The organism is Spirillospora sp. NPDC046719, from assembly GCF_040645715.1.
GTDB lineage: Bacteria > Actinomycetota > Actinomycetes > Streptosporangiales > Streptosporangiaceae > Spirillospora.
Genome location: NZ_JBEYYT010000047.1, coordinates 1 through 14,504 on the forward strand (window position 1 = coordinate 1; position 14,504 = coordinate 14,504).

Annotated in this window: 13 protein-coding genes; 6 read left to right on the top strand and 7 right to left on the bottom strand. The window is 74.3% G+C overall.

Annotation, left to right across the window (positions count from 1 at the left end; translation table 11 throughout):
- Positions 1–53 precede the first annotated feature (53 nt).
- Complete coding sequence (locus ABZ914_RS11440; RefSeq protein ID WP_500192910.1) at positions 54–890, bottom strand: L,D-transpeptidase; 837 nt, start codon at positions 888–890, stop codon at positions 54–56.
- 253 nt (positions 891–1,143) lie between these two features.
- Positions 1,144–1,617, bottom strand: a complete 474-nt coding sequence (locus tag ABZ914_RS11445) for a MarR family transcriptional regulator (protein ID WP_500192911.1) — start codon at positions 1,615–1,617, stop codon at positions 1,144–1,146.
- A gap of 75 nt (positions 1,618–1,692) precedes the next feature.
- On the opposite strand from ABZ914_RS11445, the gene ABZ914_RS11450 reads away from it, so the two are divergent.
- Positions 1,693–2,931 carry a PP2C family protein-serine/threonine phosphatase gene (locus ABZ914_RS11450; RefSeq protein ID WP_500192912.1) on the top strand — a complete coding sequence of 413 codons (1,239 nt, stop codon included), beginning with the start codon at positions 1,693–1,695 and terminating at the stop codon, positions 2,929–2,931.
- Here ABZ914_RS11450 and ABZ914_RS11455 read toward each other — a convergent pair.
- Genes ABZ914_RS11455 through ABZ914_RS11465 form a run of 3 tightly spaced genes read right to left on the bottom strand, consistent with a single transcriptional unit; the run spans position 2,915 to position 6,400 of the window.
- Positions 2,915–3,352 carry a response regulator gene (locus ABZ914_RS11455; RefSeq protein WP_500192913.1) on the bottom strand — a complete coding sequence of 146 codons (438 nt, stop codon included), beginning with the start codon at positions 3,350–3,352 and terminating at the stop codon, positions 2,915–2,917. The two genes, ABZ914_RS11450 and ABZ914_RS11455, sit on opposite strands and share 17 nt — an antisense overlap.
- Positions 3,345–5,204: a sensor histidine kinase gene (locus ABZ914_RS11460; RefSeq protein WP_500192914.1), complete on the bottom strand. Its 1,860-nt coding sequence runs from the start codon at positions 5,202–5,204 to the stop codon at positions 3,345–3,347. The genes ABZ914_RS11455 and ABZ914_RS11460 overlap by 8 nt, the downstream gene beginning before the upstream one ends.
- A complete protein-coding gene (locus ABZ914_RS11465) occupies positions 5,201–6,400 on the bottom strand; it encodes a PP2C family protein-serine/threonine phosphatase (RefSeq protein ID WP_500192915.1) in 1,200 nt (399 codons plus the stop codon). The genes ABZ914_RS11460 and ABZ914_RS11465 overlap by 4 nt, the downstream gene beginning before the upstream one ends.
- Before the next feature lie 191 nt (positions 6,401–6,591).
- Between ABZ914_RS11465 and ABZ914_RS11470 the strand changes: the two genes are divergently transcribed.
- Both ABZ914_RS11470 and ABZ914_RS11475 read left to right on the top strand, forming a co-directional pair.
- Complete coding sequence (locus ABZ914_RS11470; protein ID WP_500192916.1) at positions 6,592–7,260, top strand: RNA polymerase sigma factor; 669 nt, start codon at positions 6,592–6,594, stop codon at positions 7,258–7,260.
- Complete coding sequence (locus ABZ914_RS11475) at positions 7,257–8,426, top strand: CU044_5270 family protein (RefSeq protein ID WP_500192917.1); 1,170 nt, start codon at positions 7,257–7,259, stop codon at positions 8,424–8,426. The genes ABZ914_RS11470 and ABZ914_RS11475 overlap by 4 nt, the downstream gene beginning before the upstream one ends.
- 124 nt (positions 8,427–8,550) lie before the next feature.
- Here ABZ914_RS11475 and ABZ914_RS11480 read toward each other — a convergent pair whose 3' ends face one another.
- Complete coding sequence (locus tag ABZ914_RS11480) at positions 8,551–8,979, bottom strand: hypothetical protein (protein ID WP_500192918.1); 429 nt, start codon at positions 8,977–8,979, stop codon at positions 8,551–8,553.
- Between the two features lie 83 nt (positions 8,980–9,062).
- Positions 9,063–10,613, bottom strand: a complete 1,551-nt coding sequence (locus ABZ914_RS11485) for a pentapeptide repeat-containing protein (RefSeq protein WP_500192919.1) — start codon at positions 10,611–10,613, stop codon at positions 9,063–9,065.
- A gap of 193 nt (positions 10,614–10,806) precedes the next feature.
- Here ABZ914_RS11485 and ABZ914_RS11490 point away from each other — a divergent pair, with 193 nt between their 5' ends.
- From ABZ914_RS11490 to ABZ914_RS11500, 3 genes are all read left to right on the top strand, one after another.
- A complete protein-coding gene (locus tag ABZ914_RS11490) occupies positions 10,807–11,355 on the top strand; it encodes a hypothetical protein (protein ID WP_500192920.1) in 549 nt (182 codons plus the stop codon).
- A gap of 132 nt (positions 11,356–11,487) precedes the next feature.
- Positions 11,488–13,572: an RNA degradosome polyphosphate kinase gene (locus ABZ914_RS11495; protein ID WP_500192921.1), complete on the top strand. Its 2,085-nt coding sequence runs from the start codon at positions 11,488–11,490 to the stop codon at positions 13,570–13,572.
- Positions 13,565–14,464, top strand: coding sequence for an NUDIX domain-containing protein (locus ABZ914_RS11500; protein WP_500192922.1), 900 nt, complete (start codon positions 13,565–13,567; stop codon positions 14,462–14,464). Before ABZ914_RS11495 ends, ABZ914_RS11500 begins: the two co-directional genes overlap by 8 nt.
- Positions 14,465–14,504 lie beyond the last annotated feature (40 nt).

Genomic DNA, 14,504 nt, shown 5'->3' on the forward strand with positions numbered 1-14,504 from the left:
CCGGCGCTTCCGGGCGCCGGCGGACGGCGTGCCGGGCGGGCCGGCCGCCGGGCTCAGGCGTCGATGAACACGAGGCTTCCGAGCGGGACCTTGGAGAGGGCCTGGAGCGCGTCCTGGGGCACGCGCACGCAGCCGTGGGTGACCGCCTTGCCGAACACGGACCGGTCGGGCCAGCCGTGCAGGGCGACGGTTCCGGGGCCGCCGCCGAAGGTGTCCAGGGTGGCCGAGTGCGTGCCGAGCGGCAGCACCAGCGGGCTGGGCGTCTTCTTGGCGGGGGCGAGGGTGGCCAGCATGAAGGTGCGGCCGGTGGGCGTCGGGGTCTTGGCGGCGCCGACCGCGACCGCCCAGGAGCCGGCGGGCCTGCCGGACTTGAGCAGGGTGAGCCGGCGCCGTGACAGGTCGACCTTGACGGTGTAGGGCGTGTGCGCGGTGAGCAGGCCGTCGGCGGCGCCGGAGATCCAGCCGGTCGATCCGTTAGGGCGGCTCGGCAGCAGTACGCGCCGCCAGTCCCCGGAGCTCTGCACGACGGGCACCCAGGTGGGGCCGCCCAGTTCCGTGGCGGGGAGCGTGGCGACGGCCCGTCCGCCGGGCTTGTCGAGGACCGGGACGGGCTTGGCGGGGTGCACGACGAGCCCGCCGGTGGCGCCGTCCGGTGCGTCGTCGTGCGGGACGCCCTTGAGGCGGGCGAACGTGGTGGCCTCGGGGGCGCCGCCCGCGCCGCCCGGGGCCTGCGCGGGGGTCGCCCGGTCGCCGCCGCGGGCGGAGGCGGTGTTGGCGGGCGAGTGCCCGCAGCCGCCGAGCAGCAGGCCGGCGCCCGCCAGCAGGGCGCCCGCCGCGAGGGCGGCGCGCGGCCGCCGGACGGGGTCGGCGCGGAGGCGGCGGGCGGTCATCGCGGCCTCCGCGCGGGTCTTCCGGCCTTCCGGTCGCGATGATCGGGAAAGGCATTGTCATTCGCCATGGGGCCGGATGCTAGTAGTGGAGGAGGCGCCCGTTCGGTAAACGGCGAAAATGAGCGCGGCGTGTCCAGGAAAGTGCCCGGATAATTGCCGCCTGATTTCTGTTTATCGGGAGATTCGGCAAATACGGGGTTTTGGGGACTGAAAGGGTGGATCGGAGGATGATGGGGCCGGGGGAGAAGGGGTATCAGGCCATCATGGGGAACGTGCCGCCGCCGGTGTCGCGGCCGGACGCCGCCTCGTGGAACTCCGCGAGGCCCCACAGCAGCGCCGCGCGCGCGGGCGCCGGCATCGCGGCCAGCACGTCGGCGATCTCCGCGCGCCGCCGCACGCGCAGCCGGTCGAGCAGCGCCTCCCCGTCCGCGCTGAGCCGGACGGTCACCTCGCGGCGGTCCCGGCCGGGGTCGCGGATCAGCAGGCCGGCCGCCTCCAGCCGGTCGCACAGCCGGCTCGCCGACGACACCAGCGCGTCCAGGCCGGCGGCCAGGCTGCTGATGTTGACCGGCCCGCGCTCCAGGATGAACAGCGCTCTGAGCTGCGTGGACGGCACCGGTACGTCCGGCGCGTTGTGGGCGTGCGACCATACGCTCATCAGCGTGAACACGGCATCGTCGAGAGCGGCAGCGGACCGGGCCGCATCATCACCCGACGTGTCCACCATGCCCTCCACTGTTACACACGACGTCTTCTGCGGCATCCCGGGCCGGTTCCGTCCCGGATCGAGATGAGGGAATCTGTGACTTCCCGTCCAGAGCGCGGCGATGCGTTCGCGGCGCTGCAGAATGCGATCTGGGCCGCCCGTCCGGACGAGCTGATCGCCGCGGCCACCGCGGAGCTGGCCCGGCAGTGGCCGGGGGCGCGCGCCGAGGTGCTGCTCATCGACTATCGGCAGGCGTTCCTCGTCCCGGCCGTCCGCGGGATGGCGGAGACGTTCGGCCGCGATCCCGCCGACGAGGACGTCCCCCTCGACAACACCGGCCCCGGACGGGCCTTCGCCGGGCAGCGCCCCGACCGGGAGGTGTCCGGGCTGATCGGCGGGACGCTCCTCCACCTCCCGCTCACCGTGCAGGGCGAGCGGCTCGGCGTGCTGACCGTCCGCGTCCCGGGCGAGGCCGGCGCCGAAAAGCCGGAGCCGCCGTGGCTGGCAGGGGCGGCGGAGGTCCTCGCCCGCGCCGTGAAGATCGCCGATGCGGCGACGGACCGGTTCCGGCGGATCCGGCGCCGGACGCGGCTGACCGTCGCCGCCGAGATGCAGTGGGACCTGCTGCCCCCGCTGTCCCGCGACACCGCCGGGTTCCACCTGGCCGGGCAGCTCGAACCCGCGTACGCGGTGTGGGGCGACAACTTCGACTGGACCTCGTCCCGCGACCGGTTGACGCTGACCGTCAGCAACGGCATGGGCACCGGCACGTCCGCGGCGGCGCTCACCCACCTGGCGGTCAGCGCGCTGCGCAACGCGCGCCGGTCCGGCGCCGACATCGCCGAGCAGGCCGTGCTTGCCGACCAGTCGGTGTACGCGCTGCACCGGGGCGAGCGGAGCGTCGGGACGCTGCTGATGGAGTTCGAGCTGGCCACCGGCCGGGTCCGGGCGGTGGACGCCGGCTCCCCGAAGCTGTACCGGCTGCGCGGCAACCTCACCGAGGCGATCGAGTTCGACGAGCAGCTTCCGCTCGGCATGTTCGGGGACAGCCGCTACGCCGTGGAGGAGTTCACCGTCGAACCCGGCGACCGGCTGGTCATCGTCAGCGACGGGGTGCACGCGGCCCTGTCGCCGGGCGGGCAGCCGTACGGGGCGGTCGCGCTGCTCCAAGCGCTGCGGGACACCCGGCTGCAGGAGCCGCCCGAGGCCGTCCGCGCCCTGATCCGGCACTACGTCGCGTACTACGAGGGCGGCGAGCCCGCCGACGACGCGGTGATCGTCTGCGTCGACTGGGACGGCCTGCCCGGCGCCGAGCCCGTCAGCGCGGGAGCTTGACGACCGTCACGAAGAAGTCGTCGATCCGGCGGACCACCGACACGAACTGCTCGAAGTCGACCGGCTTGGTGACGTAGGCGTTCGCGTGCAGGTGGTAGCTGCGCAGGATGTCCTCGTCGGCCTCGGACGTCGTCAGCACGACGACCGGGATGCTGCGCAGATCCTCGTCGGCCTTGACCTCGCCGAGCACCTCCCGGCCGTCCTTGCGCGGCAGGTTCAGGTCGAGCAGCATCAGGTCGGGACGCGGCGCGCCCTCGTACTCGCCCTCGCGGCGCAGGAACGCCATCGCCTGCTCGCCGTCGTTCACCACGTGCAGCTTGTTGCTGACCTTGTTGTGCTCGAACGCCTCGGTGGTCAGCAGGACGTCCCCGGGGTCGTCCTCGACCAGCAGCACCTCGATGGGGCGCGCGACGTCATTCATCGTCGTCTCCGATGGGAAGGGTCCAGTGGAAGGTGGTGCCGGGGTCGTCCTCGCCGCGCTCCTCGCCGGCCAGCCAGATCCGTCCCCCGTGGTACTCGACGATCTTCTTGCACAGCGCGAGGCCGATGCCGGTGCCGGTGTACTCGTCCCGCGGATGGAGCCGCTGGAAGATCAAGAAGATCCGGTCAGCGTAGCGCGGCTCGACGCCGATCCCGTTGTCGGCGCACGTGAACTCCCATTCGTCGCCCTCCCGCCGGACGCTGACGGCGACCCGCGGGGCGACGCCGGGGCGGCGGAACTTGAGCGCGTTCCCGACGAGGTTCTGGAACAGCTGCGTGAGCTGCGTGCGCTCGCCCGGCACCACGGGCAGGTCCGCCACCTCGACCCGCGCGTCCGTCTCCTCGATCAGCGAGCCGAGGTTGTCCAGCGCCTGCGCGGCGACCTCGTTCAGGTCGATCGCGTCCTCGGGGCGGGCCATGCGGCCGACGCGGGAGAAGCCGAGCAGGTCGTTGATGAGCGCCTGCATCCGCTTGGCACCGTCCACCGCGAACTGGATGTACTGCCGCCCGCGCTCGTCGAGCTGGTCGCCGTAGCGGCGTTCGAGCATCTGGCAGAAGCTCGCCACCTTGCGCAGCGGCTCCTGCAGGTCGTGGCTGGCGACGTAGGCGAACTGCTCCAGCTCGGCGTTGGAGCGGCGCAGGTCCCCGGCCTGCTCGTCCAGCAGCGCGGCCCGCTCGGTGCTGGTCCGCCACTCCTCGATGATCCGGCGGCGCATCGCGTCGATGATCTCGGTCAGCTCGTTGATCTCGGCGGGCCCGGACACGTCCAGCCGGTGCGCGAAGTCGCCCTGCGCCACCTCGCGGACCTGCGCGCCGAGCGACGCGACGGGCCGCACCACCGTCCGGCGGATCACCAGGGCCAGCGCGACCACGGCCACCGCGGCGATCAGCAGTGCGGCGCCCACCGACCACAGCGCCGCGTTCGCGCGGGCCCGCAGCCGGGCGGACGCGTGGTCGTGCAGGGTGGTGATGCCGCTCTGCAGCGGGGTCATGCCGCCCCGCGCGCGGTCGAACAGCCCGCCCGCCTGCCGGCTCTGGCCGCCGCTCAGCCCCCCGCCGCCGCGCCCGGCCGCGATCGGGTCGGCGAACCGCGCCCGCCATTCCCGCGATCCTGCGGTCACCCGGTCGAGGAGGACGATCACCCGGCCGCCGTCCGGCACCTGAGCGAGCAGCCGGCGCATCGTCGCGGCGGACGCCGCCTCCTGCGCGACGGCCCGGCGGTACTCGGTGATCCGGTCCGCGCCGCCCTCCTCGGTGTACCGGCGGATCGCGGTGTCCTGCGCGGCGATCGCCGAGGACAGCTTGTACTGCTCCAGCGCGACCGGGTCGACCCGGTCGACGAGCGTCTCGCGCGCCTTCCCGGACTGGTACAGCGCCGTCCCGGCCACGACGAACGCCGCGAGCAGCAGGACGCCGAGGACCGCGGACCCGACCCGGTAGATCTGGACGAGGCGGAGGCGGCCGATCCCCTTCGGCGCGGGCAGCTCGGTGCCCTCCGGCACGACCGGCGGCGCCAGCAGCTCGGGCGCGCTCGCCTCCCCGGACGCGCTCGCCTCCTCGGACGCGCCGGGAGCGTCGGGTGCGCCGGTAGCGTCGGCCTCGCCGGCGGCGCCGACCTCCTCGCGCGGGGCGTCCTCAGAGGTCCCGGCGGTCTCGCGCGGGGCGGCCTCGGAAGGCGCGGCGGCCTCGCGCGGGGCGGCCTCGGAAGGCGCGGCGGTCTCGCGCGGGGTGTCTTCGGGCGTCTCCTTGCGCGGCTCCCCGGGGCCGGTCGCCGGCCCGCCGCCGGCCGTCACAGGTCGCCCCGGCTCAGCAGCAGGACCGCCAGGTCGTCGGCCAGCACGTCCCCGTTCAGCCGCTCCGCCTCCGTGATCAGCCCGTCGACCAGCACGTCCCCGCGCTCGCCGCGGGCATGCGCGGCGCGCGCCAGCCTCTCCAGCCCGTCGAGGTCGAGGCGCTCGCCGCCCTCGCCGACGCAGCCCTCGATCAGCCCGTCGGTGAACAGCATCAGCCCCCACGCGTCGCCCACCTCGAGGTCGACGGCCGGCCAGTCCGCGCCGGGGATCAGCCCGAGCGCCGGCCCGTGCGGGCCCTCCGGCAGGGCGCGCACGCCGGACGGGTCGAAGAGCAGCGGGCAGGGGTGCCCGGCCCGGTACAGCCGGACGCTGCGGCGGTCGGGCGCGATGGCGGCCATGCAGAGCGTCGTGAAGATCTCCTCGCCCCAGCGCTCGTGCTCCAGGACGGCGTCGAGCGTGGACAGCAGCCGTTCCCCGGTGTGCCCGGCCAGCACCAGCGTCCGCCACGCCATGCGCAGCCGCACCCCGAGGGACGCCTCGTCCGCGCCGTGCCCGCTGACGTCCCCGATCACCGTGTGCACGGTGCCGTCGTCGGTCTGCACCGTGTCGTGGAAGTCGCCGCCGAGCAGCGCCCGGTCGCGGCCCGGCCGGTACCGGGTGAGGTGCCGCAGCGAGTCGTCCTTGAGGATCGGGACGGGCAGCAGCCCGCGCTCCAGCCGGGCGTTCTCCCGGCCCACCGCGCGCGCCTCGACGAGCTGCCGCTCCGACTCGTCGGCCCGCTTGCGCTCGATCGCGTAGCTGATGGCGCGGCCGAGCAGCGCGCCGTCCACGTCCTGCTTGACGAGGTAGTCCTGGGCGCCCGCGGCGACCGCCTGGACGCCGACGTGCGCGTCGGCGAGGCCGGTGAGCACCAGCACGGCGGTGGACGGCGCGCGGGCGATCACCTGGCGCAGCGCGTCCAGCCCGGACGCGTCCGGCAGGGACAGGTCGACGATCACGCACTGCACCTCGGGGCGCAGCCGCTCCAGCGCCTCGGCGAGCGTCGAGGCGACCGTGATCTGCACGTTGGGCTGGACCTCGGTGAGCAGTTCCTCGAACAGGAACGCGTCACCGGGGTCGTCCTCCACCAGGAGGAGATGGGGCGAGCCGGCCACCCCCGGAAGACGCTCGGCACCGCGACTGTGCATCGCGGTCATAGCTCAGCTCCTTCGCCCCGGGAGGCCCCCGCGGGCGGGGGCGGCGTTGGTTGCCATCGAGCAAATGTTACGGGCAGCGCAGTAGTGGCACGACCGGCTATGACACTAATGCTCCAGCATGACGGTAACGATCGTCCTCCCCGGGCCACTTCCCTGTGATGGACACACCAGGACGGACGGAGGAGCGCGCGGTGGCAGACCCAGCCCCCCGTGAGAGGGCCCCCGACGAGAGACGCTTCACCGCGATGTACGACGCCTGCCGGCAGCGCGTGTGGGCGTACGCCGCCGCGCGCGCCGGGCGGCAGATCGCGGACGAGGTGGTGAGCGAGACGTTCGCGGTGGCGTGGCGGCGGCTCGCGGACGTCCCCGACCCGCCGCTGCCGTGGCTGCTCGGCGTCGCGCGGAACGTGCTGCGCGACGGGTACCGCGCGGAGGCGCGGCGCGAGGCGTGCACGGCCGAGCTGGCCCGCTGGGCGCCGCGGCCGTCCGGTGACATCGCCGAGGACGTGGCGGAGCGGCTCGCCGTCCTCCGCGCGATGGCGGCGATCCCCGAGGGCGACCGGGAGGTGTTGATCCTCGTCGCCTGGCAGGGGCTGAGCCCGCGGGAGGCGGCCCGGGTCGTCGGCTGCTCGCCGGCGGCGCTGCGGGTCCGGCTGCACCGCGCTCGCAGGCGCCTGCTGCGCGCCGCCGACGCGGGCGCCGGGGCCGAGGCCGGGGCCGGGGCAGGCCGGGCGGAGTCCGCCGCCGGTCCCGCGGGGGCGCCCGGCCAAGCGCGGGGTTCGGCGCGGGGTTCGGCGGCCGAGGCGGCGGGCCGCCCGGTGCGTCCGCAGATGGGAATCGTCAGTGAGGAGAGGGCATGAACGACGTGCTGCGGACGCTGCGCGAGGCGAGGCCGGCGGAGCTGAACCCGGACGCGCCGGTCGGTGACGAGGTCCGGCGGGCCGAGCTGGCGCGCGCGATGGCGGCGCCGGCCGGGTCCGGCGCGAGGGAGGCGCGGGTGCCGCGGCGGTCCCGGGTCCGGCCGGCGTGGGGGCTCGGCCTGGCCGGTGCGGTCGCGGCCGCCTCGGTCGGCGTCGTGGCGGTGACGTCCGGGGGCGACGGCGGTCCGAAGGCGCCGGGCCACGGCCCGCAGGCCGGGCCGGGGCGGCCGCTCGACGCCCGGACGGTGCTGCTCGCCGCCGCCGAGAAGCTGGACGGGACGTCCGAGCCGGCCGGGCGGTACTGGCACAAGTCGACGGTCGGCGCCAGCTCGTGGATGGCCCGGGGGCAGGGCGGGGAGCGCTACACCGTCCTGCTCATGGAGAGGTCGGACGAGTGGGCGCCGGGCGGGCCGGGCGGGAAGATGATCGCCCGGCAGCAGCGGCTCGGCGTGAAGCCCGCGTCCCCGGCCGACGCCGCTGCCTACCGGCGGGCCGGGTCGCCGAAGACGCTGTCGCTGCAGGTGCCGATCCAGCCGAGCGGCAAGGGCGGCTACAAGGCCATGAAGGTGTCGACCGGGCCGGGAACGCCGTCGACGAGCCGCTCCGCCCTCGTCGACGGCGACAAGGTCTACTGGCTGGGCCGGAACGTGACCATGAAGCAGCTCCAGAGCCTGCCGGACGACCCGGCGCGGCTGAAGAAGGAGGTGCTGCGCTGGTACGACGGGCACGACACCGAGTCGTCGAGCGTGCCGATGAAGGCGGACGCGTGGCTGTTCCGGGTCGCCGGGAGCCTGGTCACCGAGCTGCCCGTGCGTCCGAAGGTGCGGGCGGCGGCGTTCCGGCTGCTGGCCGGGCTGAAGACGGTCGACTCCGTGGGCAGGGTCACCGATCCGCAGGGCCGCACCGGCGACGCGATCGGGATGACGGAGAAGGGCATGAGCGGGACGGTCCGGCATCTGCTGGTGATCGACCCGGCCACCGGAAAGGCGCTCGCCGACGAAAGGGTGCTGCTGGCCCCGTCGGGGAAGGAGCCGCGGCCCGCCGGAACGGTGCTCGACTCCAGTTCCGTGATGACCATGGAATGGACGGATTCCGCGCCGAAGTGACGCGTCGGCGGTGATCCGCGCCCATGCCGGGCGCGCATCGGGGAGGGACGGTGCCATGGCCTCGGCGGCCGTGCGCCGTCCCTTCCGCCGCTTCGCGAAACGGGTCGCCGTGATCGGGGCGTGATCAGGCGCTCTTGGGGGTCCGGCGGGCGGTTCTCTGGGCGGCCCGCCGCTGCGCGGCGGCGGTGCGGGCGCGGTTCAGGCTGTCGCGGACGCGGGCGGCGCCGCGCATTGCGGTGGCGGAGTCCTTGACGCGTCCGGCATAGGCGGCGAGGACCTCCGCGACGGGCGGCGGCTGCCATTCCTCCTTGGCGGTGACCGGCGGGACGGGCGCTTGTATGGGCTGTGCGGGCTGTGCGGGTCGTGCGGCGGACGGTGAGGCGGGCCCCTTGGCGGGCGCCGTGTCGGACGTTGTGCCGGGCACGATGTTGGGCACGGTGTCGGAACCCGGTGCGGGCACCGCCGCGGGGGCGTTATTTCCGGGCACGGGGACGAGCGCGAGATGGGAATGGCAGTGCGGGCACTGCACTCCCGGATGAGTGTCTCTGCTCATAACAAGAATCATTACCCAAAGCACTGACAAAACAGCGCCGCGCCCTTTTGACGATCATCCGGGGCGGTCCGATGACGCGGGTGTCAGGGCGTGAGGGGGCGCACGCCCCGGCGCGGGGCGGGGTGCGCCGCGCGCCGTCCGGACGAGGAAAAGGGCTGGTGGGAACGGGTGCGGGCGGACACCTCGGGGTGCTGGTGGCGGACGAGCAGCAGCCCGGAGCACACCAGCGCGAGGGCGAGCACGAGCCAGGCCGCCATCCGCCCGGCGCGCAGCCCGTACCCGCTGGTGATCCACAGCAGGTGCAGGGCCCAGCGCCGCCACTGGTGCGGCTCGCTGCGGCGGCGCGTCTCCAGCGCGCTGTAGCGGAAGTCGCGGGCGAGGCGGGCGCGGTCGGAGCCCGCCGTGGCGCGGGCCAGCTCCCGGTAGAGGTCCTCCAGCCCGTCCTCGCCGCACGCGGCGTCGCCGGCATCGCGCGCCAGGTCGTCGGCGAGCACGGCGCGGCCGGCGCCGCCGTGCCCCCAGGGCCGCCAGCGGTGCCGGTCCGGGACCGTCGCGAACGGGCAGTCGCCGCTGATCCGCAGCCGGTCGGGGCGGACGAGCCCGAGGAAGCCGCAGCCGCTGAGGTCGACGTCGGCGAGGTGCAGGCGGGCCGCGTCCACCCGGCGCAGCGACACCAGCCGGACCGTCGCGGGACCGGTCCACGACTCCGGCTCGGCGAGCCCCTGGAACGGGTTCGGCAGCGACCGGACGTTCACCGCCGCGTCGAAGCAGGCGCCCTCTAGGTCCAGCTCGGCGCGGCGCAGCCGGAACTCGGACTCGCCGCGGACCGTGAGGGCGGGGGCGTGCACCGCGCGCGCGGCCGCGTGGACGCGCAGCCCGCCGCGCGCCGCGGCGTCCGCGAGGCCGATCCGGCCGCCGGCGACGAGCGGGCCGAGCCACAGCCCGCTCCGGAACCGGGTGCGCTCGAACCGGGCGTGCCGGGCGACCTGGACCCGCCGGAACGAGACCGCCGCGCCGAAGCACGCGCCCTGCATCGCCGCGTCCCGTCCGAACCGGGCGCGGTCGAAGCAGGCGGCGCCGAAGAACACCGCCTTGGGGAACGCGGCGTCGGCGTGCCAGACGGCCTCGCCGAACAGCGCGTCGCCGCTGAACACCGCCTCCTCGAAGGAGGCGTGCCGGTGGAACCGCGCCTCGTGGAAGGAGGCGTTTCCGCCGAACCGGGCCCCGCGGAAGGAGACGTGGCCGAAGAACCGCGCGTCGAAGAACGACGCGCCCCCGAGGAAGCGGGCGCCGTCGAACGAGCTGTCGCCCTCGACGCACACGCCGCGCAGCACGGCGTGGGCCGGCAGCACGGCGCCGTCGAACCGGGCGCGTCCGAGGTGCGGGCGCCCGTCGGGGCCGGTGACCGCGTCGAGCACCGCGTCCAGCAGCGACGGGGAGACCGTGACGCCGCGCAGGTCGAGGTCGCCTCCGGGGCGCAGCCCGGCCGCGAACCGCTCGAACTCGGCGGGCCGCAGATGGGCGGGGCAGCCCGCGAATCCGCCGGCGGCGCGCCCGGTGCATCCGTGGACGGCCGAGCACCGCGGCCACAGGACCGCGGTGGAGGACGGAAGGGAAGGCTCGTGAGAGGTCACCGTCCCGTTGTACCTACAGGGCCTTCCCCCGGGAAGCTCTCCCGGCGGTCAGGTCGTTACTTCCGCATGGTTACTGTACGCACGGGAACGGCCACACAAGGACGTTGATTGGCTGTTTACCTCGTCTGTCACCGCTTTCGCGTAAGTCCCTCGTTCTTCTTCGGGTTTGTCCGTGCCGTCGTACTGTGAGCGCATGGGGGAACGGAGCCGCTGGATCGCGGACCTCGACGCGCTGCCGGGCGACGCGCCGGACCTCGCGGACCGCGTCCTCACCCGCCTCGTCGACGCCGGGATCGTGCTGGCCGAGCGGACCGACTGCGTCCTCGGCGACGCCCCCGGCGGGTACGCGCCCGGCCCGGCCGCCGGGTCGGTGGCGATGGGCGACCCTGCCGGCTTCCCGGAACTGTGGCCGAACGGCCTGGAGATCGACGTCGGCCGCGGCGCCTACTACGGGACGATGCGCGAGGACGACCGGGTGCGGTGCCCGCGCTGCGGCGCCTGGCTGCCGTTCGAGACCGTCCTGGACGCGGTGGAGGAGTGGCTGGAGGGCGGTCCGGACGCGCTGGTCTGCGCGCGCTGCGGCGAGCGGACCGGGTTCAACGGCTGGCGCTGGCCGGTGCCGTGCGCGTTCGCGGAGCTCGGGCTGCGGTTCTGGAACTGGCCGCCGCTCGCCGACGTGTTCGTCGCGGACCTGGCGGCCTGGCTGGGGCACCGCCTCGTCACCGGTTCCTGCGGCGTCTAGCCACGGCCGGTCGGGAGAGGACCTATGTCCCGGTTGATCAAAGGGAACCGCGGGCATGATCGACGTATCTGACTCTTCGCCGAAACACCGGCGTTCCACCGTTGTTCACCTTGGTCAGGGAAAATTGGGGACATGACCGTCAATCCAGGACATCTTCCTCGTGCCACCGAAGCGCTGCCCGACGACCGCTTCCTCGATCGCGAAGAGAGCTGGCTGCGCTTCAACCAGCGCGTCCTGGAGCTGGCGGAGGATCCCGAGCTGCCGCTGCTGGAGCGCGTCCGGTTCCTGTCGATCTTCGCGAGCAACCTCGACGAGTTCTTCATGGTCCGCGTCGCCGGCCTGGCCCGCCGGATGGCGACCGGCCTCGCCGTCCAGTCCGCCAGCGGCCGGCAGCCCCGCGAGGTGCTGGAGCGCACCGGCGAGGTCGCGCACCAGCTGATGCGCCGGCACGCCGCCTGCTTCCGCGAGGAGGTCCTGCCCGACCTCGCCAAGGAGGGCATCGAGATCCTGCGCTGGGACGAGCTGGCCGAGACCGAGCAGGAGCGGCTGCGCCGGCTGTTCCGCGACCGGATCTACCCCGTCCTCACCCCGCTGGTCGTCGACTCCGCGCACCCCTTCCCCTACATCTCCGGCCTCTCGCTCAACCTCGCGGTGATCGTCCGCGACCCGGAGACGGACGCGACGATGTTCGCCCGGGTCAAGGTGCCGCCGCTGCTGCCGCGCTTCTTCGAGGCGTCCCCCGACCGGTTCACCCCGCTGGAGGACGTGATCGCCGCGCACCTCGGGCAGCTGTTCGTCGGGATGGAGGTCGTCGAGCACCACGCGTTCCGCGTCACCCGCAACCAGGACCTGGAGATCGACGACGACATCAGCGAGGGGCTGCTCCAGGCGCTGGAGCGCGAGCTGCTGCGCCGCCGGTTCGGCCCGGTCGTCCGGCTGGAGGTCGAGGAGTCGATCTCCGACGGCGTGCTGGAGCTGCTCACCACCGAGCTGGCCATCGAGGAGCGGCAGATCTACCGGCTCGTCGGGCCGCTCGACCTCGCCGGGCTCGGCGCCATCGCCGACCTGGACCGGCCCGAGCTGAAGTACCCGCCGTTCGTGCCGTCGAAGGAGGCGCTGCCCGAGGACGTGGACATCTTCTCCGCGATCCGGCAGGGCGACGTCCTCGTCCACCACCCCTACGACTCGTTCACCACGACCGTGCAGCGGCTGATCGAGGACGCCGCGACCGACCCCGGCGTCCTCGCGATCAAGCAGACGCTGTACCGGACGAGCGGCGACTCCCCGATCGTCGACGCGCTGATGAGCGCCGCCGAGGCGGGTAAGCAGGTCGTCGTGGTGGTGGAGCTGAAGGCCCGCTTCGACGAGCGCGCCAACATCGCGTGGGCGCGCAAGCTGGAGACGGCCGGCTGCCATGTCGTGTACGGGTTCGTCGGGCTGAAGACGCACTGCAAGCTCGCGCTGATCGTCCGCGAGGACCCGGACGGCTCGCTGCGCCGCTACTGCCACATCGGCACCGGCAACTACCATCCGAAGACGGCCCGCCTCTACGAGGACTTCGGCCTGCTGACCTGCGCCCCCGACGTCGGAGAGGACGTCAGCGCGCTGTTCAACCACCTCACCGGCTACTCCCGGCAGGGCTCCTACAACCGGCTGCTGGTCGCGCCGAACAGCCTGCGGTCCGGGCTCGTCCAGCGGATCGAGCACGAGATCGACAACCACCGCGCCGGGCACCGCGCGCGGGTCCGGATCAAGTGCAACTCGCTGGTCGACGAGGTGATCATCGACGCGCTGTACCGGGCGTCGCGGGCCGGGGTGCCGGTGGACGTGTGGGTGCGCGGCATCTGCGCGCTGCGGCCGGGCGTGCCGGGGCTGTCGGAGACGGTCCGGGTCCGCAGCGTCCTCGGCCGGTTCCTGGAGCACTCCCGGGTGTTCGCGTTCGAGAACGGCGGCGAGCCGGAGGTGTGGCTCGGCAGCGCCGACCTGATGCACCGCAACCTCGACCGCCGCGTCGAGGCGCTCGTCACCGTCACCGACCGGACGCAGCGCGACGAGCTGATCGCGCTGCTCGACCGGGCCATGGACGCCGGCACGCACGCCTGGGCGCTCGACGGCGACGGCACCTGGACGCGCAGCGAGCCCGGTCCCGGCGAGTCGCTGCTGGACATCCAGACCCACCTGGTCCGGAGCCGGCGGTGGAGGACGGTCGATGACTGACGCCGGTGCGCACGCCGGCCCGATCCGCGCGGCCGGCGCGCTGCTGTGGCGCGACGGCCCGGACGGCCCCGAGTTCGCGGTCGCGCACCGCCCCCGGTACGACGACTGGTCGTTCCCCAAGGGCAAGCTCGACCGGGGCGAGCACATGCTGCGCGCCGCCGTCCGCGAGATCGAGGAGGAGACGGGCCTCGTGCCGCGGCTCGGCCGCCGCCTCCCGACCGCGAAGTACCGGCACGGCGACCGGCCCAAGCGGGTCGAGTACTGGGCGGCGCGGCCCGTCGCGGAGGCGGCGTTCACGCCGAACGAGGAGGTCGACGAGCTGGCGTGGCTGCCCGCGGCCGAGGCCGAGGCGCGGCTGAGCTACCCGCACGACGCCGACCTGCTCCGCGCGTTCCTGGACGGCCCGTCCCGCACCTGGCCGCTGATGATCGTCCGGCACGGGTCGGCGGGGGAGAAGCACGCGTGGCGCGAGCCCGACGAGCTGCGCCCCCTGGACGGGCGCGGCCGGGCGGAGGCGGCGGAGCTCGCCGCGCTGCTGCACGCCTTCGGCCCGGCGCGGGTGCTCAGCTCGGCGACGTCCCGCTGCCTGGAGACCGTCCTGCCGTACGCGCGCCGCATCCGCGCGGACGTGGTCACCGACGCCGCGTTCACGGTCGGCGAGACGGGCCCGGACCGCGCCCGGGAGCGGCTGCTCGGCCTGCTCGGCGACGGCGTCCCGACCGTCGTGTGCACGCACGGCGAGAACGTGTCGGAGCTGGTCGCGGGGCTGTGCCGGGAGCTCGGCGAGAAGGTCCCGGACGACCCGAGCCTCCACAAGGGCGAGTTCTGGGTGGCCCACATCGGCGAAGGGGCGCTGGCCGCCCTGGAGCGCCACACGCCCAAGTCCCGTTGAGCCGCGGCGAGCCGTCGCCATCCGGCCGTGCGAAAGTCGT